The 26851-nt window shown below is 70.0% G+C and carries 21 protein-coding genes and 3 pseudogenes; 12 read left to right on the top strand and 12 right to left on the bottom strand.

What is annotated here, in order from left to right; translation table 11 throughout:
- Positions 1-88: 88 nt before the first annotated feature.
- The 3 genes and pseudogenes from ACWC09_RS42090 to ACWC09_RS42080 form a co-directional block, all read right to left on the bottom strand.
- Entirely contained in the window at positions 89-292 is a 204-nt protein-coding gene (locus tag ACWC09_RS42090; protein ID WP_450856331.1) for a type II toxin-antitoxin system RelE/ParE family toxin, read from the bottom strand.
- A gap of 195 nt (positions 293-487) precedes the next feature.
- Positions 488-3238: an ATP-binding protein gene (locus ACWC09_RS42085; RefSeq protein WP_450856330.1), complete on the bottom strand. Its 2751-nt coding sequence runs from the start codon at positions 3236-3238 to the stop codon at positions 488-490.
- 165 nt (positions 3239-3403) lie between these two features.
- Positions 3404-4381 (bottom strand): annotated as a pseudogene (locus ACWC09_RS42080) (AfsR/SARP family transcriptional regulator); the annotation flags it as partial.
- 18 nt (positions 4382-4399) lie between these two features.
- Here ACWC09_RS42080 and ACWC09_RS42075 point away from each other — a divergent pair.
- Together ACWC09_RS42075 and ACWC09_RS42070 are read left to right on the top strand one after the other, a co-directional pair.
- Positions 4400-5284 (top strand): NmrA/HSCARG family protein, encoded by an 885-nt coding sequence (locus ACWC09_RS42075; RefSeq protein WP_450856326.1) that lies wholly within the window; start codon positions 4400-4402, stop codon positions 5282-5284.
- Between the two features lie 19 nt (positions 5285-5303).
- On the top strand, positions 5304-5813 hold the full coding sequence (locus tag ACWC09_RS42070; RefSeq protein ID WP_450856325.1) for a cupin domain-containing protein: 510 nt from the start codon (positions 5304-5306) through the stop codon (positions 5811-5813).
- 2 nt (positions 5814-5815) lie between these two features.
- Here ACWC09_RS42070 and ACWC09_RS42065 read toward each other — a convergent pair whose 3' ends face one another.
- The 4 genes from ACWC09_RS42065 to ACWC09_RS42050 form a co-directional block, all read right to left on the bottom strand.
- Positions 5816-6232, bottom strand: coding sequence for a hypothetical protein (locus tag ACWC09_RS42065; protein WP_450856324.1), 417 nt, complete (start codon positions 6230-6232; stop codon positions 5816-5818).
- Positions 6233-6926: 694 nt separating this feature from the next.
- Complete coding sequence (locus ACWC09_RS42060; protein ID WP_450856323.1) at positions 6927-8657, bottom strand: RICIN domain-containing protein; 1731 nt, start codon at positions 8655-8657, stop codon at positions 6927-6929.
- A 455-nt stretch (positions 8658-9112) separates the two neighbouring features.
- Entirely contained in the window at positions 9113-10120 is a 1008-nt protein-coding gene (locus ACWC09_RS42055) for a LacI family DNA-binding transcriptional regulator (protein WP_450856322.1), read from the bottom strand.
- Between the two features lie 483 nt (positions 10121-10603).
- The gene (locus tag ACWC09_RS42050) at positions 10604-11623 is read right to left on the bottom strand and encodes a LacI family DNA-binding transcriptional regulator (protein ID WP_450856321.1); all 1020 of its coding nucleotides are present in this window, start codon (positions 11621-11623) and stop codon (positions 10604-10606) included.
- 255 nt (positions 11624-11878) lie between these two features.
- On the opposite strand from ACWC09_RS42050, the gene ACWC09_RS42045 reads away from it, so the two are divergent.
- The 5 genes from ACWC09_RS42045 to ACWC09_RS42025 all read left to right on the top strand — a co-directional run bounded on the left by ACWC09_RS42045 (position 11879) and on the right by ACWC09_RS42025 (position 17861).
- Positions 11879-13849: a glycoside hydrolase family 127 protein gene (locus tag ACWC09_RS42045; protein ID WP_450856320.1), complete on the top strand. Its 1971-nt coding sequence runs from the start codon at positions 11879-11881 to the stop codon at positions 13847-13849.
- Positions 13850-13913: 64 nt separating this feature from the next.
- Positions 13914-15167: a sugar ABC transporter substrate-binding protein gene (locus ACWC09_RS42040; protein WP_450856319.1), complete on the top strand. Its 1254-nt coding sequence runs from the start codon at positions 13914-13916 to the stop codon at positions 15165-15167.
- Between the two features lie 118 nt (positions 15168-15285).
- The gene (locus tag ACWC09_RS42035) at positions 15286-16272 is read left to right on the top strand and encodes a carbohydrate ABC transporter permease (protein ID WP_450856318.1); all 987 of its coding nucleotides are present in this window, start codon (positions 15286-15288) and stop codon (positions 16270-16272) included.
- Between the two features lie 56 nt (positions 16273-16328).
- On the top strand, positions 16329-17090 hold the full coding sequence (locus tag ACWC09_RS42030; protein WP_450856329.1) for a carbohydrate ABC transporter permease: 762 nt from the start codon (positions 16329-16331) through the stop codon (positions 17088-17090).
- 402 nt (positions 17091-17492) lie between these two features.
- The gene (locus ACWC09_RS42025) at positions 17493-17861 is read left to right on the top strand and encodes a hypothetical protein (RefSeq protein WP_450856317.1); all 369 of its coding nucleotides are present in this window, start codon (positions 17493-17495) and stop codon (positions 17859-17861) included.
- 811 nt (positions 17862-18672) lie between these two features.
- Here the strand turns inward: ACWC09_RS42025 and ACWC09_RS42020 are convergent.
- A complete protein-coding gene (locus tag ACWC09_RS42020; RefSeq protein WP_450856316.1) occupies positions 18673-19710 on the bottom strand; it encodes a hypothetical protein in 1038 nt (345 codons plus the stop codon).
- A 232-nt stretch (positions 19711-19942) separates the two neighbouring features.
- On the opposite strand from ACWC09_RS42020, the gene ACWC09_RS42015 reads away from it, so the two are divergent.
- Positions 19943-21277, top strand: coding sequence for a phosphoribosyltransferase family protein (locus tag ACWC09_RS42015; protein ID WP_450856315.1), 1335 nt, complete (start codon positions 19943-19945; stop codon positions 21275-21277).
- Positions 21278-21477: 200 nt separating this feature from the next.
- Here the strand turns inward: ACWC09_RS42015 and ACWC09_RS42010 are convergent, their stop codons facing one another.
- The gene (locus ACWC09_RS42010) at positions 21478-21966 is read right to left on the bottom strand and encodes a LysR substrate-binding domain-containing protein (RefSeq protein ID WP_450856314.1); all 489 of its coding nucleotides are present in this window, start codon (positions 21964-21966) and stop codon (positions 21478-21480) included.
- Between the two features lie 292 nt (positions 21967-22258).
- Positions 22259-22324, bottom strand: a pseudogene (locus ACWC09_RS42005) (hypothetical protein); the annotation flags it as partial.
- 27 nt (positions 22325-22351) lie between these two features.
- Here ACWC09_RS42005 and ACWC09_RS42000 point away from each other — a divergent pair.
- Positions 22352-22666, top strand: a pseudogene (locus ACWC09_RS42000) (alpha/beta hydrolase); the annotation flags it as partial.
- 39 nt (positions 22667-22705) lie between these two features.
- Positions 22706-23248, top strand: coding sequence for an FABP family protein (locus ACWC09_RS41995; protein WP_450856313.1), 543 nt, complete (start codon positions 22706-22708; stop codon positions 23246-23248).
- A gap of 5 nt (positions 23249-23253) precedes the next feature.
- On the opposite strand, the gene ACWC09_RS41990 is transcribed toward ACWC09_RS41995, so the two are convergent.
- Positions 23254-23646: an SDR family NAD(P)-dependent oxidoreductase gene (locus ACWC09_RS41990; protein ID WP_450856312.1), complete on the bottom strand. Its 393-nt coding sequence runs from the start codon at positions 23644-23646 to the stop codon at positions 23254-23256.
- Between the two features lie 204 nt (positions 23647-23850).
- Positions 23851-24789, bottom strand: coding sequence for a helix-turn-helix domain-containing protein (locus tag ACWC09_RS41985; RefSeq protein ID WP_450856311.1), 939 nt, complete (start codon positions 24787-24789; stop codon positions 23851-23853).
- Between the two features lie 129 nt (positions 24790-24918).
- Between ACWC09_RS41985 and ACWC09_RS41980 the strand changes: the two genes are divergently transcribed.
- Both ACWC09_RS41980 and ACWC09_RS41975 read left to right on the top strand, forming a co-directional pair.
- Positions 24919-25767, top strand: a complete 849-nt coding sequence (locus ACWC09_RS41980; protein WP_450856310.1) for an SDR family oxidoreductase — start codon at positions 24919-24921, stop codon at positions 25765-25767.
- A 170-nt stretch (positions 25768-25937) separates the two neighbouring features.
- Positions 25938-26843, top strand: coding sequence for an MHYT domain-containing protein (locus ACWC09_RS41975; RefSeq protein ID WP_450856309.1), 906 nt, complete (start codon positions 25938-25940; stop codon positions 26841-26843).
- Positions 26844-26851 lie beyond the last annotated feature (8 nt).

Here is a 26851-nt window from a genome sequence, read left to right as displayed (position 1 = left end):
GTCCTTTTCGGCATCTCGGCATCGGTGAAGGCGAAATCCTCGGCCAGGTCTCCCCAGGAGACGGCCTGCGGGTCCTTGAGGTGATCAGTCATCGTGCCCCGTCCTGTCCATCGATTCGCTTCAGATGCTCCGCGTACGCCTGCTCCGCCTGGGGCACCGCGACGCGGTACCAGCCGAACCAGTTGCCCGCCTTGTCGCCGCCGACCAGGATCACGGCCTGACGGTCCGGGTCGAAAACGAACAACAAGCGCACTTCCGCCGCCCCTGCCGAGCCGGGGCGGAGCTCCGGCACAGGCCGTGAAGCCACGGAAGAGCCGGCTCGACCACGACAGTCTTCCAAGCCTCCGGGCCGGCCCGGTCAGGTTGGCCAACCCTCGGGTCTTGTATCAGGAGACGGCGCGGGTGCGATCGGCGTCGACGGGGTTGGGGAAGCCGGAATGACTACCGCGAGAACGTACTCCACCAAAGCTCGTGCTGTTCGGGAACCTTATGTGCCGGGTGTCGTACCAGCTGTCGGAGGCGGGGTCCCGACGGCGATTCGGTGGTGTTCGTGATCAGCCATTTCGGACAGGACGAGGGTCCCGCAGGTATCCGCCAAGGCTTTCACCTGTTCCAGCTCGGCGAGTGCTTCGGCCTGACGGCCGGAGGCGGACAGTGCGGTACCGGCGGTCAGCCGGGCCATAGCCTCGTTGAGGGGCATCCGGGCCGCGCGAAACTCGGCAGCGGCCCGGCACGCAGTGGGACCCGCCGCCGGGTTCTGCCGGGCGAGTTGTACCTCGGCACGGGCCTGCAACGCGAACCCACGCCAGCCGGGCGACAGATCGAGCCCTGCGGCAGCGGCTGCTCGGTCGGCCCACATCTCGGCAGCTGTCACGTCACCCAGGGCCAGTTCCGCGACAGCCAGCAGCCGGAACCACATCGGGCGGACCGGGGCTTCGAACCCGAGCAGGTGCGGGCCGCCGCCCGCTTCCAGTACCTTGCTGACGCAGCCCTCCGGATCGCCGTTGACCAGCAGCGTCTGGCCGAGCATCCCGACCATCGCCGACCGGTGCGCTCCCGGTGCGGGGCCGGCCGAAGAGAGTGACTCCTCACAGATCTTCAATGCTCCGACGAAGTCTCCCCGCCACATCAGGACTGCCGCGCTCACCACCTCGGCCAACGAGCGCGGCTCGCCGCTGCCGACGAGTGACGCCGCCTCCAGGGCGTCGTCGGCGTAGGCCGCCGCCTCGTCCAGGCGTCCGAGCCACAGGTAGGCGTAGGCGGAGGCGGCGAAGAGATCGGCGAGCACGAGGCTCTGGCCGGTGCGGCGGGACACATCCAGGCCTCGCCGGAGATGGCGCAGTGCGGGGTCGTAGCGTCCGTGGAGCATCTCCGTCCAGCCTGTCATGACGAGCGTGTCCATCTGCCCGGCCAGTTCCTGGTCGTCGGTGTCGTCGAGCACTTCCACCACGGGGTCGAGGTAGTCGGCTGCCCGGGCGTCGCCCGCGAAGGTATGCGCCAGGGCCAGGAGGGCGCGGACCGCGGTGGTCTGCGGCGGGTCGCCGATACGTGCCGCCGAACGCAACGCGCGTTCGCCCCAATCGATCGCCGTGGAGAAGTCGTTCTTACGAAGCGCCACCACCGCGACGCCCAACTCCAAAGTGGCGGTCTCAGGCTGCAGTTGGCCCTTGTGGTCCGCCAACTCCCGCAGCAGCAGAGCCGTGGCCTCTTCGTACCGGCCGAGCGCCCACTCCATGGTGGCTCGTAGGGCAGTCACCCGGGCCCGTCGGCCCCGGTCCCGCGCGGGCAGGAGAGTGGCGGCCGTGCGCAGGACGGCGCGGCTTTCCAGCAGTCGTCCGGCCATGCCCAGCGCATCGGCCTGCTGGAGCCACAGTTCGGGCCGCAGTCGACTCTGATCACCCAGCAACCGCAGGGCTTCCTGTGTCCAGTGCGCGGCGGTGGCCGGTGCGATCGTCATCATCTGACGGGCGGCCCGTACAAGTACGTCGACGGCGTGTTCGTCTCCTACGCGCGCCGAACGCTGAACGTGCGACGCCTGGGCGGTCAGCGGTGCGCCGTGCAGAGCCAGGCCGTCCGCGGCCCGGGTGTGCGCTTCGATCCGCCAGCCGGCGCCGGCCCCCTGGTACACCGCTGCCCGCACCAGCGGATGGCGGAACCGGAACTGGCGCGTGGAGCCGACCTGGCGTACGAGGTCCCGCTCCGCGACCTCGTCCAGGGCGGCAAGGGCCTGTGCCTCACCGGTCTGGGCCACGACTGCCACCATGTCGGCTTCAAAAGAGTCGCCGAGCACCGCGGCCGCCTGTGTACAGACCCTCGCAGTGGCCGACAGGCCTCCCAGCTCCTCCAGCACCACGGCCCGCACCGACTGCGGCAGATCGCCGGCGGCAGGTGCCGGGACGGCCGGCGCCGCCGGCGGGCTTTCGTTCCCGGCGCTTCGGGCCAGCGCCTCCAGGTAGAACGGATTGCCGCCGCTGGCCTCGTACAGCCGTTGGAAACGCCAGTGATCCGTCCTGGCCCCGCACAGTTCCGCTCCCTCAGCCGGAGACAGCGGACCCAACTCGACCCTGGCCACTCTTCCCTCCGTCCCCGCCCGGGCCAGCGCCGCAGCGAGTCGCGGCGGGGCCTGCCGGGGACGGTAGGCGAGGGCGAGCAGCAGCGGTGTCCTCGGCGGATGCCGTACCAGATGGTCGATCAGCTCGGCAGTACCGTCATCCGTCCACTGCAGGTCGTCCAGGCTGAGCACGAGCCCGCCGTCGGCACTCAGCGTCTCCAGCAACGTTCGCACCGCCCGGTGGAACCAGTACCGTTCGACCGTCACCGGATCCGGCCCGGTCGGGAAACGATCACAGAGCGCGGGGAAGACCGTACTCAGCAGGGCGAACGCGCCGGGCGGTGACCCGTCGTGACGGAGCCGGAGGAAGTCCACCGTGCCGAGGTGGTCGTCCAAGGCGTCCACGAACGCACCGTACGGAGCCCGGTCGAACTCCACACTGCGGCCGGCCAAGGACACGAAGCCGCGCTGTCTCGCGCGCTCGCCCAGCTCGCCGAGCAGCCGTGTCTTTCCGATACCAGGTTCCCCGACCACCTCGACCACCCCTGGCGCACCGGCCAAGGCGTCCTCGATCGCACCGTCGAGGACCGTCAACTCCGCTGCCCGCCCAACCAGGTGGCTCCCTGTCCGGGGACGCTGCGGTGTCGGCGGGCAGGCCAGGTCGGCGCCGTCCCGTGGGGTGCGCACCGGCGGGGGCATGGGTAACGGGCGCGGCACGAGAGCGGGTGCGGATCTCGGAGCAGGCCCGGCGGCTGGGACGGCGGCTGGGACGTTCAGTGCGGGATCGGCGGTGAGGATCTGCTGGTGCAGTTGCCGCAGCGGGAGGCCAGGGTCACAGCCGAATTCTTCGGCCAGCAGCAGCCGTGTTTGCTGGTAATGGCTGAGGGCATCGGCCGGGCGGCCACAGCGGTACAGGGCGAGGATGAACTGGCCGGCCAGTCGTTCGTCCAGTGGGTGTGTCTCGACCCGGGCGGCCAATTCGGCCAACAGTCCGGTGTGCTGACCGCAGCGGAGCCGAACGTCGGTGTGGTCCAGTTCGGCCGCGATCCGTTCTTGGTCGACCGCGTCGCGGAGGGCGTTGATCCAAGGGGTGTCCAGACCCGCGAAGGCATCTCCCCGCCAGAGGCCGAGTGCCTGCCCGAACAGAGTTGCAGCCTGCTCGTCCTGCTCGCTCCGCACGGCCGCCCGGGCCCGTGCGGCAACGTCACGGAAACGGTGCAGATCCACTGCAGTCGCCTCGACGTCGAGGACATAACCACCGGATCGCCGGACAATATCCGCCCCCTCGGCGATGGCCAAAGCTTGCCGCAGACGGGAGAGGTAGCCGTAGAGCGTGTTCCTGGCCCGCTGCGGGTGACGGTCAGCCCAGACGCGCTCGACAAGCTGGTCCACCCTGATCACCCGGTTGGCGTCCACAAGCAGCACTGCCAGCACACACCGCTGCCGGGCATGACCCAGATCAACGATTCGGCCGTCCACTCGCGCCTCGACGCCGCCGAGTAAATCGAACTCAACCCTCACAGCACGCCCCCGAGTGTCAAGTCCCACCTTGGCATAGCACCTTCGAACAGTGGATTCAACGTTTACCCAAGGTTCGCCGACGGTCGGCCGCGCACCGTGGTCCCGGACAGGAAAGAGCGCGAGGGACAACCCGGAGGCCCAGCTCTGCGGGCATCGGGCCGCAGCTGACACCGCACTGTGCCCGTCCTTCCCACGGAGGACAGGCACACGAGGAAGGCGACGAGTTCGGCACCGCGGGCTGCCGGCCGGTCCTCCTGGACACCGCCCCACGCCGACCCGACCCCGTGCGACATGTGACGGCCCGGCCATTTCCGCAAGGAGCTTCGTATGGCAGATCACAGGGGACCCGTGCTGGTCATCGGTGCCACCGGTCAACAGGGCGGCGCGACCGCACAGCAACTGCTCGCGCGCGGCCGGCCGGTCACAGCCCTGGTCCGCGACCCTGATTCACCCCGCGCCAGAGCACTGCGTACGGCAGGAGCCGGCCTTGTCGTCGGCGACCTGGACGATCCGACGTCGCTCCGGAAGGCGATGAAGGGCGTACAGGGTGTGTTCCTCGTGCTGACCATGATGGTCGGCCCCCGGATCAGCCCCGAAGGCGTGGTGGCCGAAGAACGGCGGGGAAAGGCAGTGGCGGATCTTGCCCGGGAGTTGGGCATCGAGCACCTGGTCTACAGCTCGCTCAATGGCGCGGACGCTCACTCCGGAATCCCGTACTACGAAAGCAAGCAGCGGATCGAGGAGCACCTCCGCTCGCTCGGACTCCCGGCGACGATCCTGCGTCCCGTTTCCTTCATGGACAACTTCGCCACCTACAACCGCCCGGTCCTGGACAACGGGGAACTGGTGCTCGGCCTCGCCGTACGACCGCAGATTCCGATGCCACTGATCGCGGTACGCGACATCGGCGCGTTCGCCGCGATCGCGTTCGACCGGTCCGAGCACTTCCTCGGCCGGACCGTCGAGATCGCCGGGGATGTCCTGACGCCTCCGGAGATCGCCGAGACTTTCGGCCGCCACTGCGGCCTGCCGGCACGGCTGCGTCAGGTGCCCGTCGAGCAGATACGAGCCTTCGACGAACAGCTCGCCCAGATGTTCGCGTTCTTCAACGAGCGACCTGCCGGCCTGCCCGACATCTCGGCTCTGCGGGAGCACCACCCCGGCCTGATGAACCTCGGGACCTGGTTGCGCAGCACCGGATGGAAGCCCTGAACCCCTGAAACGAGGAGACATGACCGATGGACTGCTGCTGCCGCCCGGGGGCGGCCGCCGAATCCAGACCATGACCATGAAGGCTGGTGCGGAACAGTCGACGACCTGGTCGACGTTCGAGGCCGAGGTCGCGCCGGGATTCGATGTCGGAGCGCACCTGCACCACCGGGCCGAGGAGGTGTTTTACGTCCTCGCAGGCGAACTCGACCTCCTCGCCTTCCATCCCACCCCCCAGGCCACCGGCGACTGGCGTTCCTGGGAGTCCGGGACCGGCGCGAAGGTGATGCGGGGCGGCCCCGGGAGCTTCATGTTCGTACCCGCCGGATGCCCTCACGCATTCTCGAACCCCGGCGCCGAACCCGCCCGGATGCTCTTCCTCGTGTCCCCGGCCGGGCACGAGACCTACCTCCAGGAACTCACCGACCTTCTGAGCGCCTCGGGGCCGCCGGACCAAGCCGAGATCGCGGCCCTACGGCTCCGCCACGACATCCACCAACTCACTCCGCTCACCTCCCCCGGCGCAGGCTGAGGCTACACAGCGCACCGGACGTCAGCGCAGGTGAACCGGTCGGGAGCCGCAGGTTTCTCCCATGGCCGAAGGAGGCCCCCGGTGAGAGGTCGGGCGAGCCGGAACCGGGCGCCGACCTCGCGGACCACGCCTTGCAACGGGACGGTCTCGCCGAGCGGCAGGTAGGTGGTGGAGGAGGAGTCCTTGTGCCGCTCGATGAGGGCCGAGGCTTCGATGACGGGCTTGTGCCGGTCGTTGGAGGAGCGGAAGTCGAGCACCTCCAGCAGTTTTGTCAGCCCGGCGCGGTAGTGGTTGCCGGAGGAGGACTTGAACACCTCCCGCTTGGAGCGGGCGAAGGCGGCGTTGGTCGCCTCCATCTCGGCGACCAGGTCCTTGAGCGTCTTCTCTCCGCCGGCCGCCGGATAGACCACCTCGCGCACCGACCCCTCGGGGCACCGGGCAAGGCCGCGGCGATCCGTCCGCGCAGCCCGACCTTGCCCCTCACCTCGGTGCAGTCCTCGGCCCGTGCCAGGCAGGCGGCGACCTCGGCGACGGCGCGCTCGTCGGCCTGGTGCAGTGCGGAGCGGATGACCGTGTCGACCTGGGCCGCGGTCGGCGGGTACGCTCCGCAAACCGTCCTCCGACGCCGACTGAGCCCCGGTCCGGGGTCTCGCCTGCCTCTCACTCCCCCGCTCTCGGGATATCCGGCTTCCAGACCGGTTCCCCGGAGCGAGCCACCGTGCGGCGGTTCGGCGCATGCCTGTCGGCAAGGGGCCCGGCGTCAGGCGAACAGTGTTCAGCACTCTGGCCACCGGCACGAACGACACAGCACTTCCGCAGCGCCAACGCCCCGAGGCAGCCACGTGCGATTCCCTGCGTCCTGCCAACGTCCCGAATCGAGCGCGGAGTACTCGAACCCGCCACCCTCGGCGGCCGTCGGTGGACAGCGTGTTCGTCCCCGGTGCGGCGGCAGCCCTGGGGCCAGCCGTTGTATCGGACGCAGAGCCGGCCGTTGTCGGCCAGGTTCTGAGCCCCGGCGAGCCGAACCGAAGCCACGGGTTGTGCGATTCAGGACATCGGATCGAGGTCCTGAACCGCACACCAGCTGAGACGTTGCCCAGAACTCGTCCGCTCTCAGGAGAGCGTGATGTTGTCGAGTTCCGCGTAACCGGTGCCTCCCGCGTAGCTGGGTGCTCCCTTCGCGAGACGGATCATGTTGTAACCGGCATGCAGGTTGACGCTGACGCTGACGGTGCCCGTCGGGTTGCCCCAGCCGGAACTGGTCGGCGGGTAGGTGATCGAGGACCAGGCGCCGCCGTCGTAGGCGAGGCCCTGGGTGGAGTTCGCTCCCGTGGCGTTCGCGTACTTGACGGTCATGGTGTAGGAGCGCGCCGTGGGCACGTTGACGAGGAAGTCCACGAAGCTGTCGTCACGCATGTCGGTCTTGTTGTCGATCTGGCCGACGTAGCCGCCGTTGGAGGCGGTGGTGGAGCTCAGGCGGTTGGCGTTGACGACCGTCGCGTTCTCCGCCTCGTAGGTTTGCTGCCAGGTCGGCGTACCCGTGGTCGGCGTGATGAGCAGCTGGTACGCCTTGACGGCGTCCATGCCGGTCACCGGGACGCTGATGCTGCCGTCCGCGCCCACCGTGTAGGTCGCGGTCGACACCGTGACCGGGGCGGCTTCGTTCGTCGTGCGCCCTGTGTTCTCGGTGCGCGAGAGCGTCACGGTGACCTGCGAGCCGAGGACGCCGAGGCCGTTGACCTTGACCGTGTTGTCGCCACCGTCGCCGCCGAAGACCACGTTGACCTGCTTGCGGCTGGCGTCGTAGGAGGCGACGCCGTCGAGGTACGACTGGGGAACCGTCTCGACGATGTTGCCGGACTGGTCGCCGTACCACTTGTACGCCCAGTAGGACGCCGTGGGCTGGTTGTTGTAGAGCAGGCCGTTCATCGTGCCGGCCTCGTACCAGTAGGCGCGCTCGGCGTCGTGTATGCCGGCCCGCTCCAGCGAGGCCATGTAGTGCACGCCGATGCTCGGCTGGTCGACCTGGGTCGGGGACGCGTACTCGTTGATCGAGATCGGCCGGTGCGACAGCCCCAGTGAGGTCTCGATGGCGCGGAAGTCGTCGACGTGCGCCTGGATGTTCTGGTAGCCCAGGTTCCCGAGTTCGTGCCACACCGCGACCGCCGGAAGCGTGTTGGTGTTCTTGGCGTTCTGCATGAAGTCGAGCATCCAGCTGTGGTGGTAGCTGGATTCGCCAGGGCCGATGATCGGTGTGCGGGTGTCGACGGCTCGGATGTCCCCGTAGGTGCGCGTCCACGCGTCGTCGAACGTGCCCGCGTTACCGCCCGTGCTGGTCGTCCAGTTCGCGTCGGGCTCGTTCCAGATCTCGTAGCCCGCGATGTTCGTGGTGCCGGTGGCGTCCATACGGGCCTGCACCATCGTGTGGACCTTCGATTCCCAGTCGGCCCAGCTCACCCAGTTGTAAGGGAAGGTGCTGAAGATGTCGGGCAGACGGATGTACTGCTGGCCGCCCGCATCGATGATCTTGCTCCCGACCTGGAGCGCGTCACAGCACGGCGACGTCGCTCCGTTGCCCAGTTGCTGGGTGCCCGGCGGGGGCTGGGTGAAGTTGTTGACGTGCAGCGGGTACAGCTGGCTCAGCGGCGGGGTGGTGCCGGTGTCGACACCGTAGAGTCCGCCGGCGGCCACGTGGGTGACGGGGCGCACCGTGGTACCGACGTTGACCGTGAGCGTGTTGCCCGCGGCGTGGGCGGGGGCCGCCGTGACGAGGCCGAGCAGCGTCGTCAGCGAAGCCAGCACGGTCGTGACCGCCGTGCGTCGGCGCGGGCGAGCGGTGTTCACGGGTGAGAATGAGGTCCTGGGCGAGCGCGACGGCGCAGGTCTGCGGCGGCGTGCCGTGGGAGACAGCTGGAACACGGGGGATCCTTCCCTTGCAGGAGGTTCGCAGGAGGATGGATTGAGGAAGCGCTTCCTCATCACTGCACAGCCTTCCCGGCGTGCAACACAGAGCGGGACGCGGCCTGCGGAGAGATGTCCGAGGTGACCGCGTTTTCGAAATGAGCAGCTCATCGGCTTACTGAAGAGGCCGACGTTGCGGCGATATTTCCGCAAGGTGAGAGTGGTGTCAATAGAATCAGACACGCATACGTCATTGACGATGGGGTTTTCTGAGGTAGCGCTTCCCCAAGGCGCCCGCGGAGAGCCGATCAACGCGGGTGGGCCGGTGCGGAGTTGGCCCGCGCCGGATCACCGGCCTCGGACCGGGACGCTCCGGGCTCCTCGCGAGATCGACGGCGTCACTGGGCCGAGGTCGATCCCCGGACCACCAGGGTGCAGGCGTGCAGCCGCACACCACCACCGACGGGCTCGCCGTCGATCATGCCGAAGAGATCGCGAACGGCCGCCGCACCCAGCGTCTGCAGGTTCATGTCGACCGTCGTCAACGGCGGATCCGTCTCCAGGGCGAAGACCGGCCAGTTGTCGTATCCGGTGATCGCGACATCGTGCGGCACCCTGCGGCCCGAGGCGCGCACGGCCTCCGCCACTCCCGCGGCGAGCTGATCGGAGCCGCAGACGATCGCGTCGACGTCCGGAACCCGTAGCAGCAAGTCTTCCGCGGCGGCGCGCCCTGACCGTTGCGACCACTGCGTGTGCACGACGCTGTGCGCGAGCTCGACTCCGTGTGCCCGCACGACCTCGTGAACGCCCTTCACGCGTTCCACGACTGCCCGCCCCGACCGCGGGCCGGTGATCACCGCCATCCGTCGACGGTCCAGACCGAGGACGTGATCCGTCACGGCGCGGGCGCCCGACAGATCGTCCGGCACATGCACCACGTCGTTCCCGCCGGTCTCCCCGTACACATAGGCGACCGGTGGGTCGAGTCGGCCGATCCTCGGCGTGAGCGCGTTGTTGTCTCCGACGACGAGCACGCCGTCGACCTTGCGCTGCCGGAAACGGTCGACGATCTGCCGCAGCCGCGTCCCGTCACCGCGGGCATCACTGATGATCATGCTGAGATCGATCTCGCTGAGCGCCTCCTCCGCGCCGAGCAGGATCGGCAGGGCGAACCGCTGCGCCAGACTGTCCACCACCACCAGCCCCACGGTTCCGCTCCGCCCGGTGGTCAGGCCCCGCGCTATGCGGTTGGGCGTGTAGGAGAGTTCGCGGGCGGCCTTGAGCACGCGGTCGCGCGTCTCGGTGGAGACCCGCGCCTGGCCGTTGATGGCTTTGGAGGCGGTCGTCAGTGACACGCCCGCTCGACGCGCCACCTCGGTAAGGGTCGCCGCCCGCGCTGAGTGCATGAGCTGATTGTGGCAGGTCAGATGCGGAGTCCGCACAGGACTTCCAGGGTCGCTCCGGTCCACCCCCACCGAGGGGGGCGGGTAACCGCCCGACCGATGCGGCATCACGGGCGGCCCGGAGCGACCATACGCCGCGCACACCGGCGCGCACGCGGCACGTCGGCGGGGTCCGGTCCTTCGGGGTCCCCGACACTTTCTCGTCCGCACGCCCGACACACACGACGGCCGACGGGAAACCGCACCGCGGCGACCCCGGAGCCCCGCAGCCCCTGCATCACCAGGACGTTCAGAGCCTCCCTCCGTCGACCGGCAGCTCTCCACCAGCCGGAAGCTCTCCACCAGCAGCAGCCCCGCACGCCCCGGCGGCCGGCAACTCCCCATCGGCCGACAACTCTCCGCCGGTGCGAAAGAGACGAACCCCTGCGGCCCGGCCACCCCTCATGCTCCGCGCCCGGCTGCGAACCGCGCGGCGATCCAGGACGGTCAGGTGGATTCGCGGACGACGAGGCGGCAGGGGACGGTGTGCACGCCCGGCTCCGCCTCGAAGCCGATGGCGTCCAGCAGGCGCAGGGCGGCCTGCCGGCCGATCTCGGCGAGGTTCGTGTCGATCGTGGTCAGGGGCGGCCGACTGGCCAGGGCCATGATGTCCCAGTTGTCGTAGCCCACGATCGCGATCCGCCCGGGAACGTCCAGCCCGTTCTCGCGCAGGGTGTCGGCGACCCCCCTGGCGATCTGGTCGTTGCCGCAGAAGAAGGCGTCCGTGTCCGGTGCGGTGCGCAGCACCGCGTCGGCGGCGCGGCGCCCCCATGCCTCGCTCCACTCCCCGAAGTGGACCCGGCCGGTGGACAGTAGCAGCGAGGAGCGTTCGAGCGACTCGACGGTGTGGCGGGCGCGGTCACGGGCGGCCGCGTGGTGTGCCGGGCCGGTGACGTGCGCGATCCGGGTGCGGCCGGTCGCCAGCAGATGCTCGACCACGAGCTGTGCTCCGCTGCGGTCGTCGGACACGACGGAGATGTCGTCCGGGTCGGTGGACGGCGACAGCGCGTAGACCGTGGGGATCGGCTCGATCCCCTTCAGGGGCGGCCGTGGGTCGGTGCGGCGGCCGGTGACGATGATGCCGTCGACCCGCCGGTCGGTCAGGTTGCGCAGGTGGTGCTGCTCGCGGATGGCGTCGCCACGGGTGTCGCAGAGCAGGACGGAGAGCTTCCCGGCGCCGAGCGCGTCCTCGGCGCCGAGCAGCACCGGGGTGCTGAAGCGGCCGATGCCGTCGGTCGTCATCAGCCCGACGGTCCAGCTGCGGCCGGTGTGCAGGCTCTGGGCGTGCTGGTTGGGCCGGAAGTCGAGCGCCTCCACGGCGTCCAGCACCCGTTGCCGGGTCTCGGGGCGCATCCTGCCGCTGCCGTTCAGCGCCTTCGAGGCCGTCCCGACGCTGACGCCGGCCAGCCTGGCGACATCGGCGAGCTTCGCCCGTCTTGTTGGGGGGGACCCTGGAGCGGCAGTCACGCGCAATCCTTTTCCTAGATGACTTCGGGCTCCTCATCCTGACACCATCCCCACCCACTGAACAGCTATGAAGACACGATTGGAAATACTTTCGTCACGCCCCTTGACGACGGCTCGCCCGCTTCCTACGTTTCCGCCAGAAAAACGTTTGCCCAAACGGTCCGAGCCATCGAGCACCACCTGCCCGGTTTCCGGCTCGCACACCACCCGACGTGGGCCGGCCCCGCCCGCTTCCCCTTACCTGTCCGGAGAGCCATGTCCCGCCCCCGTCCCGCCGCAGCCTCCACCCCGTCCTCGTCCGGGCAAGAAGCCACCCCCGTGGGCCCGGTCCGCCGCGGACCGGGCACCAAGGCCGCGCTGACCCCTGCCGGCGTCGAGGTGCGCGCCGGCTTCTGGGACACCCGCCGCGAGGTGAACGCGCGTACCTCCATCCCACAGGGCCCCGGCCTGCTGGAGTCCGCGGGGAACCTGCAGAACCTGCGGGTGGTGGCCGGTACGGCCGAGGGCGAGTTCCAGGGCGCGTACCCGTTCGTCGACTCGGACGTGTACAAGTGGCTGGAGGCGGCCTCCTGGCAGCTCGCCCAGGGTGCCGAGGACTCCCTCGCCGCCGACGTGGCGCGGATCGTCGGCCTGGTCGCGGCCGCCCAGCAGCCCGACGGCTACCTGAACACGTGGTTCCAGCTGCTCAAGGGCGGCGAGCGCTACAAGGATCTGCGCTGGGGCCACGAGCTGTACTGCGCGGGGCACCTGATCCAGGCCGCGGTGGCCCACCACCGGGCCACCGGGCGCACCGAACTCCTCGACGTGGCCGTGAAGTTCGCCGACCACATCGACTCCGTCTTCGGCCTGCCAGGCAGCGGCAAGGAGATCGATGGCATCGACGGCCACCCCGAGGTGGAGACCGCCCTGGTGGAGCTGTACCGGGAGACCGGCGAGCGCCGCTACCTGGACCTGGCCCGCTACTTCGTCGACCGTTTCGGCCACGGCCTGCTGGGCGGCGAGGCGTACTGCCAGGACCGCGTCCCGCTGCGCGAGGCGACGAACGTCGAGGGCCACGCGGTACGGCAGCTGTACCTGCTTGCGGCCGCCACCGACCTGGCCACCGAGACCGGGGACGCCGAACTGCGCGCCGCCGGCGAGCGGTTGTGGCAGGCCATGACCACCACGAAGACGCATCTGACCGGTGGGCTGGGCGCGCACCACGACGAGGAGGACTTCGGCGACCCCTACGAGCTGCCCAACGAGCGCGCCTACTGCGAGACCTGCGCCGCCATCGCCTCGGTGCAGTGGAGCTGGCGGATGGCCCTGCTGACCGGCGAGGCCCGCTACTCCGACCTGATCGAGCGCACCCTGTTCAACGCCTTCCTGGCCGGTGTCTCGCTGGACGGCGAGCGCTGGCTGTACGTCAACCCGCTCCAGGTCCGCGACGGCCACACCGACCCCGGCGGCGACCAGTCGGCCCGCCGCACCCGCTGGTTCCGCTGCGCCTGCTGCCCGCCCAACGTGATGCGGCTGCTGGCCTCCCTGGAGCACTACCTGGCGTCGAGCGACGAACACGGCCTGCAGATCCACCAGTACGCCACCGGGCGCTACACCGGCGACCTCGACGGAACGCCCGTAACGGTGACCGTCGAGACCGACTACCCCTGGCAGGGCACGATCGGCCTGACCGTCGAGGAGACCCCGGCCGACCGGCCCTGGACCCTCTCGCTGCGCGTCCCGCAGTGGTGCCGCACCTTCCAGGTCCGGGTGGGGGAGACGGTGTTCGACCAGAGCGACGCGCCCGTCGCCGACGGCTGGCTTCGGCTGGAGCGGACCTGGGCGGCCGGCGACCAGGTCGTCCTCGAGCTCGGCCTGGAGCCGCGGCTGACCGCCGCCGACCCGCGCGTGGACGCCGTGCGCGGCTGCGTGGCGATCGAGCGCGGCCCGCTCGTCTACTGCCTGGAGCAGGTCGACCACCCCGGCGGCGGACTGGACGACGTCGTCCTCGATCCCACCCGTCCGCTGGCCGTGAAGCACCGCCCGGACCTGCTCGGCGGCGTCACCACCGTGGTGGCCGCCGGACACCGCCGGCACATCCCGGACGCCGGCTGGTGGCCGTACCGCGGCGCGGAGAGCGCCGACGCGGCACCGGCCGGCGTTCTCCTCGAACTGACCGCGATCCCCTACTACGCGTGGGCCAACCGCCAGGACGGCAGCATGCGCGTCTGGCTACCCACCACCTGAGCCCCCACCGCAGTTCCCTCCCCGCCCCCTCTCCCGAGTTCCAACCCGAGACAACGAGGTCACCGTGAGAAAATCCCGCCGCACCCTGATCGCCGCCATCGCCGCCATCGGCGCGCTCACCTCCGTCGCGGCCTGCGGCGGCGGTTCCGACTCCTCCGCCTCCGGGTCCGGCAGCGCCGGCGGGACGTACACCTTCTGGGACCCGTACCCGCAGTTCGACGCCACATCGGCGTGGGGCAAGCTCGTCACGAAGTGCGGCACCGACTCCGGCGTCAAGATCAAGCGGACCGCGTACGACACGACGGACCTGGGCAACAAGGCGCTGCTGGCCGCCCAGCAGGGCAACGCGCCGGACGTGATGATGGTCGACAACCCGGTCGTCTCCACGCTGGTGGAGGCCGGGATCCTCAACAAGACCGGCGACCTCGGCCTGGACACGAAGTCGATCCAGGAGAACATCCTCGGCGCGGGCACCATCGACAACGCCTCCTACGGCGTGCCGATCGGCGCCAACACCCTCGCCCTCTACTACAACAAGAAGGTGCTGTCCGCCGCCGGTGTCGACGCGGCCTCCATCAAGGACTGGGCCTCGCTCACGGCCGCGCTGAAGAAGGTCAAGGCGGCCGGCAAGAAGGGCATCACCTTCTCCGCGATCAACACCGAGGAGGGCAGCTTCCAGTTCCTGCCCTGGTTCTGGGGCGCGGGCGGCGACCTCACCAAGCTCAACTCCGCCAAGGGAGTCGCCGCGCTGACCCTGTGGAAGCAGTGGGTGGACGCCGGGTACGCGCCCAAGGACGTCCTGCAGAACACCCAGACCACCAGCTGGCAGGAGTTCGCCACCGGGGACTACGCCTTCAGCGAGAACGGCACCTGGCAGCTCGGCAACGCCGACAAGGCCGGCTTCGGGTACGGCGTCATCAGCATCCCCGGGCAGAACGGCGGTTCGGCGCCGGTGCCGACCGGCGGCGAGTTCGTCACCGTACCCGTGCAGAAGGACACCGGGCGCTACGACGTCACCAAGAAGATCGTCACCTGTCTGACCAGCTCGGCCAACCTGCTGTCCACGGACACGACCCTGCAGTACGTCGCCCCGACCGCGGCGGTGCAGGCCCAGCAGGTGAAGCAGAACCCGGAGCTCAAGCCGTGGGTGGCGGCGGTGGCCGCGGCCCGGGGCCGTACCAGCGGTGGCCTCGGCACCAAGTACCCGACCATCTCGCAGCCGATGTGGACCGCCGTCCAGGGCGCCCTGTCCGGCAGCAAGAGCCCGCAGGACGCGCTGGACGCCGCGCAGAAGGCCGCCGGCAAGGGCACCAGCTGACACCCGGCACCCTCCCCCGTGGCCTGCCCGGGATTCTCGGGCCGGCGCCCGCAGGGCATCCGTGACCGACCGGACCCCGCCACCGCCCCGGGCAGGCCACCCGCATTCAGGAGTTCCCATGAGCATCGCCCGCGTTGACCGCCGCGCACAGCGGTCCCCGGCCGGGCCCGGGGTGACCGGCACCGCGGATCCGACGGAGGTGTCGGTGCGCCGCCGGCGCCGCAAGAACCGCAAGAGCCGGCTGACCGCACTGGCGTTCCTCACGCCGCTGGTCGTCTACCTGGCCGCCTTCTACGTCTATCCGCTCTACCGTAACCTCGACCTGAGCCTTCGCGACTACACCGTGCGGTCGTTCGTCGCGGGTGATGCGCCGTTCTCCGGGCTGGACAACTTCAAGACCGTCCTGAACGATCCCACGTTCGACCCGGCGATCCTTCATACTCTGGTCTTCACGTTCGTGTCGATCGCCTTCCAGTACATGGCCGGGCTCGCCCTCGCGGTCTTCTTCAACCGGCACTTCCGGCTCGCGCCCACCCTGCGCGCGCTGTTCCTGATCCCGTGGCTGCTGCCGCTGATCGTGTCGGCGTCGACCTGGTCGTGGATGTTCAACAGCGAGTCCGGTGTCATCAACTACGCCCTCGGTGTCGTCGGCGTATCCCCGGTGGACTGGCTCAACTCACCGGACTGGGCGCTGCCCTCGGTCATCATCGCGAACATCTGGATCGGCATCCCGTTCAACCTCGTCATCCTCTACAGCGGCCTGCAGAACATCCCGGGCGAGCTGTACGAGGCCGCCTCCATGGACGGGGCGAGCGCCTGGCATCAGTTCCGCCGGATCACCTTCCCGCTGCTGCGCCCGGTCTCCGCGATCACCCTGCTGCTCGGTCTCGTCTACACCCTCAAGGTGTTCGACCTGATCTGGATCATGACCAAGGGCGGTCCCGGCGACGCCTCCTCGACCCTGGCGACCTGGTCCTACCAGCTCGGCTTCGGCACCCTGCTGCCCAAGTTCGGCCCCGGCGCCGCCGTCGGAAACATCCTCATCCTCATAGCCCTGTTCTTCGGGCTGCTCTACATCCGCGTCCAGAGGAGGCAGGAAGCGTGAACCTCCGTGTCCGCAACCGGACTTACACCGTCATCGGCCTCCTGGTCACCGCTGTGATGCTGTTCCCCGTGTACTGGATGCTGAACGTGTCCCTGACCCCGCAGCAGGACATGCGCAAGTCCCCGCCCGACCTGCTCCCGCTGCATCCCACGTTCGAGGGCTACAAAGCGGTCCTCGACGACCAGATGCCGTTTCTGGGCACCAGCCTGCTGATCGGCCTGGGCACGGTCGTGCTGACCCTCGTCCTCGCCGCCCCGGCCGGCTTCGCGCTGGCCAAGCTCAGGCCGCTCGGCGGAGGAGCCCTCGGCCTCGCCCTGCTGGTCGCTCAGATGGTCCCCGGGATCGTCATGGCGATGGGCTTCTACGGCATCTTCCTCGACCTCGGCCTGCTCAACTTCTGGTGGGGCCTGATCATCGCGGACTCCACCATCGCCGTCCCCTTCGGCGTCATGATCTTCACGGCGTTCATGTCGGGCATCCCCGGCGAACTGATCTCCGCGGCCCGTATCGACGGGGCGACCACCTGGCGGACCTTCGTCTCCGTGGTGCTGCCGATGAGTCGCAACGCGCTGGTCACCGTGTCGCTCTTCAGCTTCCTGTGGGCCTGGTCCGACTTCGTCTTCGCCAACACCCTGGATGGCGGCGGCGATCTGCGGCCGATCACCCTCGGCATCTACAAGTACATCGGCAACAACAACCAGGAATGGAACGCGATCATGGCCACCGCCGTCGTCGCCTCCATCCCCGCAGCCGTCCTGCTCGTCCTCGCACAACGCTACGTGGCCGCGGGCGTGACCGCGGGCGCCGTCAAGGACTGATCCCCCTCCGTTGTGTCCATCCCCTCCCTCCGAGGAGGGTTCCCCGTCACGGGCCGCGCAAGATCGCGGCGTCGGCCGGCGTGGCAGCCCGCGGCGAGCGGTCGCGTCCCGTCGGCGCAGTGGGCGGCCTCGATCGGGTGCGTCACACGTCTCTCGGTGACGGACCCCTGAGCGTGGCGCCGTACGTGCTCGTCCAGCAGCCCCGGTGCCACGTCTTGCCGGGCGTGGGGGATGGCGGTGATCCGGGTGAGGACGTCGATGAAGTCACTACGGGCTCGCCAGGCCCGGCCGGCCGGACCGGGAGTCTGGACGGTCGGCCGACGCGGTGTCCCGGGGCGCGCGCCCAGCGTCGTTCTCATCAAGCCACCGCAGCAGAACACCCGATCCCGAGGGGAACGTTCGATGGATCAGCGATCGACGACCGGGGCACACGCCGACGCCACACCCGTGGCGGGTGCCACCACGGAGTTCGAGCCCGACGTCATGGACCTGCTCGTGGAGGCACTGCGCGGCGCGGTCAAGCGCGAATCACCGGTCGTGGGTACGGACACGGTGCTGACCGCGCTCGTCATGGGGGACACCGACGTCGGTGCGGCGGTAGCGCCGGGCATGCGGGCGTCAGGGGCGCTCAGCGGCGTGATCTCCGGCCGGCAGGCCACGGTTGGGCGAACGACGACGAGGGCGGCACCGCGCCGGCCGCGACCGACGCCGACGCGCTGGAGGTCGACACCGCCTGGTGCGAGGCGCAGTGGCGTCTGCGCCTCGCCGTGATCTTCCCGAAGCGGTCTGGATATTCATGTTTCCGCAGGTCACAAGCCTGCTCGCGGCCGGGGGCGCACGTGGGCTTCCTGGTCCTTCCTGATCTTTCCGTCCACTGCGTGTCCGCTGGGCGTCCCGGCACCAGTACTTGCCACGCCCGAGCAGGGCCAGAAAGCACATCGGCCCAGGCTGCGGAGCCGAGGTCGGAGCGCATGGACTGGTGAGCAGCGGAGTGCCTTACCAGTGTCAACTTCCGGGCTCGGACCACTCGGATCCCCCGCCGGCGCGGGGCCGACCACACCGGGGGGCGGCAGACCGCCTGCCTTCAAGCGGGAGGCCTACAAGCAGCGCACCACAGTCGAGCGATGCCCCGGCGCCGCCCGGCCGGCCCGGGGATGTGCCGCACCCGCCGCTGCTGCTGGTCTTCAACCACCTCGGTCCCGCCGTCTCGTAACAGCGGCCTCGGGGACGGTCAGGACGATGTCGCCTGGGCGCCACCCTTGCCCGAGGTGCTGGTCGGGGCCGCCGGTGTGGTGGCCCCGACCAGGGCTGAGCGTCTTGCTGGTTCTGTGTCAGAAGATGCTCGCGGAGTCCAGTGCGATGGTGTCGTTGCTGCTCGCGCTGTTCTTGGTTCCGGTTACCGTGATCGTGATGCTGTGGCTTCCGGAGTTCAGGCCCGAGACGGTGAACAGGCTCGCTCCGGGGGTCCGGGTGGCGCTGTAGTCGTCGACGCTGTGGGCTGTGCCGCCGTCGACCGAGTAGGTGGCGATGCCCTGGTCGTGGTCCTTGACGCCGTAGATGACGGCGCCGGTGCCGTTGAAGGTCAGTGTCGCGGTCGATCCACCCGTGTTGTTCCAGTGGGCGGTGCCGCTGTAGAGGTCGCCGACGCCGGTCGCCGTTCCCCAATTGCTGCCGTAAGCGAAGGCGTCGGTGCCGGACGTGGTGCCGTCGTCGATGGTGGTGATATTGGGGGTGACGGTCGCGTAGTCGATCGCGACGGGTCGTTGGAGCTGGAGGAGTTCTTCGTTCCGGTGTTGCTGATCGTCACGGTGTGCGTGCCCGGAGCCAGGCCGCTGCTGGACCAGAGCGGTGCCTGGGGAGTGCGGGTGGTGGCGTAGTCGTTCGCGTAGGTTGCCGGGCCTCCGTCGACGGAGAAGGCCGCGATGCCTTGGTCGTGGTCTTTGACGCCCCAGATGGTGGCGCCGCTGCCGGTGAAGGTGTAGGTGGCGGTGCCGCCGGTGGTGTTGCTCCAGTGCGCGGTGCCCTGATGCAGGTCCGGCACGCCGGTGACGGTGCCCCACTTGCTGTCGTAGCCGAAGTGGTCGGTGCCGGAGGTGACGGTGTCGTCCGTGGTGGTGTCCGCTGACACGGAGCTCGGCAGCGTCACGAGCATCACGTACGAGCCGTGGGCGTCGCCGAGCGTGACGGGCACGGTGATGGAGTCGTTGGAGACGGTGACGTTGCCGCTGTAGACGGTCTCCGGGCTGTTCAGTGAAGCGGCATCGGGGATCCGGTCGACCTCGACGTGGGTGGTGCTGCCGGAGGTCAGCCACGCATCCGAACTGAATCCGCTGATGGACACGTTCGCTTGTCCGACGAAGCCGCTGGAGTCTCCGATCAGCGCCGCCAGCTGCCGCTTGTTGCTGTCCACGGCCGCGGTGATGGCCGTGTTGCCGCTGCCGGTGGTCGATACCCGGGTTCCGGTCAGGTTGGCATAGGCACGGTACGCCCAGTACTGGCCTGAGGGCACCAGGTTCCCGCCGGTGTGCGTGAGGGTGGCGCCGAGGTCGCCGGACATGCAGCAGTTGGTCCACTCCGTGCGGGCGGCGGTGGCCAGCCCGCAGCTGGCACGACAGGGCACGCAGGCGACGGGGCGGAAGACCGCCGAAGGGCGGAGAAGAAGAGGAGCGCTCCACGTCGGGGCCCCTGAGCACAACCGTTGAGCCGGAAACGCCACAGCGTGCAGATACACGAAGACTCATCCCGGCAGAGACGTCCCAGGAGGGTCCGATGGTCCCGAATCGGGGCCGAACGCCCCTGCCGCCGTCCCCGCCGACGCTCTGCAATGAAAGGAGACGGAGAGGCGGTGTGCCATGCGTTTCGACGACCGTCGGGCGGCCGGGCGTCAACTGGCCTGGCGCCTGGAGTTCCTGCGCGGCGAGGACGTGGTGGTGCTCGGGCTGCCGCGCGGCGGGATGCCGGTGGCCTACGAGGTGGCCCAGGGGCTCGACGCACCGCTGGACGTGCTGGTGGTGCGCAAGCTGGGCGTGCCCTGGCAGCCGGAACTGGGCTTCGGCGCCATCGGGGAGCACGGGGTACGTGTCCTCAACGACGATGTGCTCGACCGGACCGGACTCAGTCCCGCCGAGCAGTACAGGGTGGAACAGGCCGAGCGGGCCGAACTCGACCGCCGTGTGCTGCGCTACCGCGCCGACGGCAGGCCCTTTCCGGTGGAGGGACGGACCGTGGTGATCGTGGACGACGGGCTGGCCACCGGCGCCACCGCCGAGGCCGCCTGTCAGGTCGTATGGCGCCAGGGCGCGGCCCGCATCGTGCTCGCGGTGCCCGTGGGGCCGGCGTCTACGGTCGCGCACCTGCGGAAGGTCGCCGACGACGTGGTCTGCCTGCAGTCCCTCCACTTCCTCGGCGCGGTCGGTGCCTGGTACCACGACTTCACCCAGACTTCCGACGCCGAGGTGACTGCGCTGCTCGCCCGGGCCGCCCGCCCCGCCTCGGCCACCCCGCCCCAAGTCGCCTCGCACCGACTGCCGAACCGGGAAGTCCAGGTACCGGCCATCGGTGTGCGGCTGGGCGGACGGCTCGTGCTCCCCGACTCCGCCCCGGCGATGGTGGCATTCGCGCACGGCAGCGGCAGCAGCCGGCACAGCCCTCGCAACCGCTACGTCGCCGATGTCCTCAACCGGGCCGGTCTGGGCACACTGCTGCTCGACCTGCTCACCGAGGATGAGGAGCGCGACCGCGCCAACGTCTTCGACATCGTCCTGCTCGCCCGGCGCCTGCACGCCGCCGCTGTCTGGCTGCGTCACGAAACCGCCCTGCCCGTGGGCTACTTCGGCGCCAGCACCGGCGCGGCCGCAGCGCTGGAGGCAGCCGCCGCGCCGGACGCCGGTATCCACGCGATCGTCTGCCGTGGCGGCCGCCCCGACCTGGCCACGCCCACGGCCCTGGAGCAGGTACGCGCCCCGACCCTCCTCATCGTCGGCAGCCGCGACACCCGGGTACTCAGCCTCAACCGGCTCGCTGCCGACCGGCTGCACTGCGAGCACCGGCTCGCCGTCGTCCCCGGCGCCACACACCTCTTCACCGAGCCCGGCACCCTGACCGCCGCCGCCCAACTGGCCTGCGACTGGTTCACCACCCACCTCTCCCGCCCGATACCCGAGGTGCCCCGCAACCGATCGGCATGACCATGTCCGAGTCGACGCGCACGCGAACCTGCCCGGTCGTCGCGCTGTGCCGGGATTGCTCCTGGTCTTGGCGGCGCTCCGCAGGTCGTTGCCGCCAGTCCGGCGGCCGTCTTCCCGTTGATCGGGGCGTGCGTCCCTGAGGGCAAGGAAATCTGGTGCACCCGCGCCGAAGAGCAAGCGAAACCTCGGCGATACCCCCGCTACTCCGAGGTGTCACGGCGGGATTCGGCCACGGCTCGCAGCACGTCGATGAGTGCCGCCACTGTCGGCCGGCGCTCCGCGGAGGAGCGGAACACCACGACGATGTGCCGCTCGATCGTCTCGCGCAGCCGCACCACGTCGAAGCGCGAGGCGCGCAGTCTGAGCATCAGATCCGTCACCGTGCTCACCCCGATGCCCGCCTCGACCAGCGCCAGGGTGGCCGCGGTGTCGATCACCTCGTGCCGTACGTCGGGCTCGACGCCCGCCCGCCGGCAGGCGGTGCGCACGGCGCGGCCGTAGTAGCTGTCGGCCCACGGCAGGATCCAGCGCAGGTGCTGGGTGTCGGTCAGGGAGATCTCTTCGACGCCGTCCATCGAACCGGTGGGCACGGCGAGGGAGAACCGCTCCCGGTACAGCTGCGTCACCCGCAGGGCGGGGTCTTGGGGGATGGGTACGTCGGGGTAGTCCAGGCCGAGCGCCAGGTCCACTGCGCCGGAGGCGACCGTCGTACACCTCGTCCACGTCCATGTCGCGGCTGTGCACGTCGAGCCCGGGATGGGTCTCGTGGACGCGTCGCAGGGCGAGCGGCAGGATCTCGGCGGCGGCCGTGGCGAACAGGCCGACCCGCAGCACTCCGGAGACCTCGCCCCGGCTGCGCTCCAGTGCCTCCACGGCTTCGGCCTCCGTGGACAGGATCCGCTCGGCGTGCCGGGCCGGCGTCCTCCCGGCGCCGGTCAGCTCGACCCGCCGGCCCACCCGCCGCAGCAGTTCCATGCCGGTGGCCTTCTCCAGTGCGGCGATCTGCTGGGAGACCCCGCCAGGGGTGTAGCCGAGGGCCTGGGCCACCGCGGTGATGGTGCCGCGCCGGGTCAGCTCGACGTCTGCGCCGGGGAGTTCGAACGGACGGGCGTGACGGATGCGCTCAACCGCTACCGGAACATGGACCGCGACTGGGAGGATCTCGCCGTCTTCGGCGGAGCCCCCGTGATCCGGCCTGCCCCTGTGTTCGTCGGCGGCACCTCTGGACGCCTCCACGACGTGGCCGGCCGACGCGATCAAGACGTATCCCGTCATGCTACGGGACTGGTCGTGTCCCCTCTCCTGGACGGTTGCGGCCACTGGATCCGGCAGGAACGCCCCGCCGAGATCGACCGCCTCCTCACGGACCGGCTCGCGGCCCTGCTCTAGGCTTGCGTCCGCCGCCGGTACGACCCGAGGAGTTCAGCCGTGTTCGACCCCGCACTGGAATGCCCGTACCCCGATGGCCGACAGCCGGGCGAGGCCCCTGAGCCGCACGTGCTGCTCGCGCCCGTACTCGGGCTTCTGGGTACGTGGCACGGCCGGGGGCGCGGGGAGTATCCAACGCTGGACAGCGACTTCTCCTACGCCCAGGAGGTCGTCTTCAGTCACGACGGGCGGCCGTTTCTGCGGTACGAGGCGCGGGCGTGGCTGCTGGACGGGGACGGTTCGCCGTTGCGGCCGGCGGCTCGGGAGAGCGGGTGGTGGCGGCTCCAGGCCGACGGGCGGGTGGAGGCGCTGATCACTCAGCCCACCGGCATCGCCGAGATCGCGGTCGGCCGCGCGGACGGGGCCACGGTCGACCTCGCCACGCACCAGGTGGCCCTCACCCCCACCGCCAAGCAGGTCGACGCCACCCGCCGGCAGTACACCCTGACCGACGGCGACACGCTCTCCTTCGTCCATGAACTCGCCGCGGTCGGGCAGCCGTTGCAGCATCACCTGTCGGCGAGCCTGAGCCGCGAGGGGTGACGCGGTCACGCGGTCGGCAACGGCTCCTCGGGGTAGTCGGCGCTCAGCATGACGTCCCGCCATGCGTCCACGGCGGCTCCGAGCGACTCCAGCCGGTCTCGACGACGTCGAAGGCGAGCGTGCCCAACAGCAGCCGCAGGGGCGGTTGTTCGCAGTGGACGGCACGGATGTTCGCCTCGGCCGCGCGGGCGGGCGGAGAGGCCCGACCGGTTGGTGCGGAAGGCGGCCGGTTCGACGATGGTCACCTTGATGCCCAGCGGGGCGCACTCGGCGGCGAGGGAGTCGGAGAGACCCTCCACGGGGAACTTGGTGGCGTGGTGGTAGCCGGTGGCCCCGAACGCGGCAAGGCCGCCCAGCGAGGAGACGTTGACGATGTGTCCGGCTCGGCGGGCGCGCATGCCGGGCAGTACGGCCGGGTGACGTCGACGAGGCCGACGACGTTGGTGTCGAAGAGGGCGCGGATCTCGTCGTCCTCCCCTTCCTCGACGGTCGCGAGGTAGCCGTATCCCGTTGTCCACGAGGACGTCGATGTGGCCGAAGGCCGACTCGGCCTGTGCGACGGCCTTTCGGACCCGGTCGGGGTCGATGACGTCGGGGCAGGTTCAGGGCGCGGTCTCCGTGGGCGGCGACGAGGGCGGTGGAGCAGCCGGTGAGGCACCAGACGGACGTCTGGGGCCAGACATCAGGAACTCCTGTTCCGTTCGTTGTGCGGGGTGGACGGTGTCGGCGGTCAGGCTGCCCAGCAGGGCGAGGGCCTGTTCCGAGGTGCTGCCGGAGGCCGCCCGGTAGACGACCAGTTGCTGGCCCGGGGCACTGTTGATGGTCAACGACTCGTAGTCCAGGGTCAGTTCGCCGACCAGGGGGTGTCGGAAGCGTTTGGTCTCGTGGGTCTTCTGGCGGATGTCGTGGCGGGCCCACAGACGGCGGAACTCGGGGCTTTTCAGGGACAGTTCGCCCACGGTGCGGATCAGGTCGGGGTCGTCGTGGTCGGTGCCCGCCGCCGAGCGGAGGCCGCCCACGGTGTTGACCGCCACCCGTTTCCAGTCCGGGTAGAACTCGCGGGCGTCCGGGTCGAGGAACACCAGCCGCATGAGGTCGTCGCTGTAGGTGTGACCGGCGAACAGGGCGCGCCCCAGGGCGTTGTGGGCCAGCACGGTCATACAGCGTCCCAGGACCACGGCCGGCGTGCGGTGCCAGTCCGCCATCATCCGCAGCAGCACCGGACTGACCTGTTGGGGGCGCCCGCGCGCACCCGTACGTTCCGGGACCGGGCGGGCCAGCAGGTGCAGATGGCCGGCCGCTTCCGGGTCCAGGAGCAGGGCGCGGGCGAGCGCGTCGACGACCTGGGCGGAGGGGTGCCGTTCACGGCCCTGCTCCAGCCGTACGTAGTAGTCGGTGCTGACCCCGGCCAGCATCGCGACCTCTTCCCGGCGCAGGCCCGCCACCCGGCGGCGGCCGGTCACGGGCAGTCCCGAGTCCTCGGGGTGCACCAGGGAGCGCCGGGCACGCAGGTAGTCGCCGAGCGGGTTCGTGCTGTCCATGCCCTCAACCCTAGGCAGGGGTGAGCCGGGGACGGGAGTGCGGAAGGTGGCCGTGGAACTCCTACGATCCGCTCTCCTCGGAGAGCGGCGGCCTGGTCACCACGGCGTGATCACCGCAGGGTCGAAGCCATGACTTCCGAACGTGTCACCGACAACACCGCACTGCCCACCGTCGACACCAACAGCACCCCACTGCCCAGCACCGATACCGGCCGCCCCTCCCGGCCCCTGACCGGCCGGGTCGCCGTCGTCACCGGCGCCTCCAGCGGCATCGGCGCGGCCACCGCCCGCCGGCTCGCCGCGGACGGGGCGGCCGTGGCCCTGCTCGGCCGCCGGGAGGACCGTCTGACGGAACTGGCCGAGCAGTTGCGGCCGCAGACCGGCGGGAGCGTGCTGCCCCTCGCCGTCGACCTGACCGACCCCGCCGCCCTCGACACGGCCGCCCACGCCGTCACGTCCGCCCTCGGCCCTGTCGACCTGGTCGTCGCCAATGCCGGAGCCATGCTCGGTGCCCCCTTCGAGGCCGCCCGGGCCGACGAGTGGGACCGCATGATCGACGTCAATCTGCGCGGGCTGCTGCACACCGCGCGCGCTTTCACCGACGACCTGCTCGCCGCCTCGGACCGCGGGCATCCCGCCGACCTGGTCCACGTCGGCTCCGTGGCGGGCCACGCCCTCTACCCCAACTGGTCGGTGTACTGCGCCACGAAGGCCGCGGTCGCCCACCTGACCCGCAACCTGCGTGCCGAGCTCGGGCCCCGCGGCGTCCGGGTGAGGAACGTCGAACCGGGTGTCACGGTCACGGAGTTGGGCGCGGACATGCAGGACGACGGCATGCGGACGGCCCTGGACGGCATGCGGGCCGGTCTGCGTCCGCTGGCCGCCGAGGACATCGCAGATGCGATCGCCTTCTCCGTCTCGGCACCGCCCCATGTGAACATCGCCGAGTTGGTGGTCGTGCCGGTCCAACAAGGCTGACGACTCCCCCGGACCGGCAGTTCATGGCCGGAACTCGCCGATGTGTGACCGGAGTTAATCGTTGTTGACCGAGAGTTCAATACGTACCGGCGGTAATACCTTGCTTTACGCGACCTCCACCCCGTAGACCTTGCCTCACCAAATGCCAAAACTCTGGGGGGAGTTGGCACATGCAAGGCACGGTTGACGGGTTCCGCTACGGCGCGGTGACCCCGGTGGCGGCCTATCTGATGGCCTGTCTGGGTGGGGCTCTGGGACTGCGCTGCATCGTCCGGTCCCTGATCAACAAGGATTCCTGGAAGCCGGGTTGGCTGGCGCTCGGCGCCGCGTCGATCGGCTGCGGCATCTGGACGATGCACTTCGTCGCCATGCTCGGCTTCCAGGTCAAGCAGAGCGGGATCCGTTACAGCGCGTCCCTCACCCTGCTCAGTCTCGCCGTGGCGATCCTGGTCGTCGGCATCGGTGTGTTCATCGTCGGCTACCGGGGTGCCGGAACGTTCACTCTGGGCGTCGCCGGCGTGATCACCGGCCTCGGGGTCGCCGCGATGCACTACCTCGGGATGGCGGCGATGAAGGTGAACGGTGACATCCAGTACGACACCCTCACCGTCCTCCTGTCGGTGGTGATCGCGATCGTCGCCGCGACCGCCGCGCTGTGGGCGGCGGTCACCGTACGGGGCTTCCTGACGAGTCTCGGAGCCAGCCTGGTCATGGGCGTGGCGGTGTCCGGCATGCACTACACGGCGATGGCCGCCGTCAGCGTCCATGTGCACGGCTCGGGCAACACGGCCTGGGCGGGCGACTCGCCCACCTCCCTGCTGCTGCCCATGCTCCTGGGACCGGCGGTCTTCCTGCTGCTGGCCGGCGTCGTGGTCATGTTCGACCCGCTCCTGGTGCTCGGCGACGGCGAGTGGAACCAGGCGGCGGCGAACCGGCGGGCCCGCACGGCCCAGGGAACCGAGGACCCGGCAGCGCGCCCCGCCGGCACGATCTTCACGGGCCCGGTCCGCACCGCGCGCTCACGACAGGACCCCTCCCCGCAGTGGGCGCCGCCGCCCGGCACCCGGGAGTGGTGAAGGGGTAC

Source organism: Streptomyces sp. NPDC001617 (assembly GCF_053596855.1).
The sequence above is the reverse complement of the archived record's forward strand: the minus strand, read 5'-3'. Positions and strand labels throughout refer to the sequence as shown.

What these genes read in the sequence shown, in the direction of transcription:
- ACWC09_RS42075 (WP_450856326.1), top strand. Translation starts at nt 4,400, where the DNA reads ATGGCAGATCACAGGGGACCCGTGCTGGTCATCGGTGCCACCGGTCAA.
- ACWC09_RS42070 (WP_450856325.1), top strand. Translation starts at nt 5,304, where the DNA reads ATGACCGATGGACTGCTGCTGCCGCCCGGGGGCGGCCGCCGAATCCAG.
- ACWC09_RS42055 (WP_450856322.1), bottom strand. Translation starts at nt 10,120, where the DNA reads ATGCACTCAGCGCGGGCGGCGACCCTTACCGAGGTGGCGCGTCGAGCG.
- ACWC09_RS42045 (WP_450856320.1), top strand. Translation starts at nt 11,879, where the DNA reads ATGTCCCGCCCCCGTCCCGCCGCAGCCTCCACCCCGTCCTCGTCCGGG.
- ACWC09_RS42035 (WP_450856318.1), top strand. Translation starts at nt 15,286, where the DNA reads ATGAGCATCGCCCGCGTTGACCGCCGCGCACAGCGGTCCCCGGCCGGG.
- ACWC09_RS42030 (WP_450856329.1), top strand. Translation starts at nt 16,329, where the DNA reads ATGCTGTTCCCCGTGTACTGGATGCTGAACGTGTCCCTGACCCCGCAG.
- ACWC09_RS42025 (WP_450856317.1), top strand. Translation starts at nt 17,493, where the DNA reads ATGGATCAGCGATCGACGACCGGGGCACACGCCGACGCCACACCCGTG.
- ACWC09_RS42015 (WP_450856315.1), top strand. Translation starts at nt 19,943, where the DNA reads ATGCGTTTCGACGACCGTCGGGCGGCCGGGCGTCAACTGGCCTGGCGC.
- ACWC09_RS41990 (WP_450856312.1), bottom strand. Translation starts at nt 23,646, where the DNA reads ATGCGCGCCCGCCGAGCCGGACACATCGTCAACGTCTCCTCGCTGGGC.
- ACWC09_RS41985 (WP_450856311.1), bottom strand. Translation starts at nt 24,789, where the DNA reads ATGGACAGCACGAACCCGCTCGGCGACTACCTGCGTGCCCGGCGCTCC.
- ACWC09_RS41980 (WP_450856310.1), top strand. Translation starts at nt 24,919, where the DNA reads ATGACTTCCGAACGTGTCACCGACAACACCGCACTGCCCACCGTCGAC.
- ACWC09_RS41975 (WP_450856309.1), top strand. Translation starts at nt 25,938, where the DNA reads ATGCAAGGCACGGTTGACGGGTTCCGCTACGGCGCGGTGACCCCGGTG.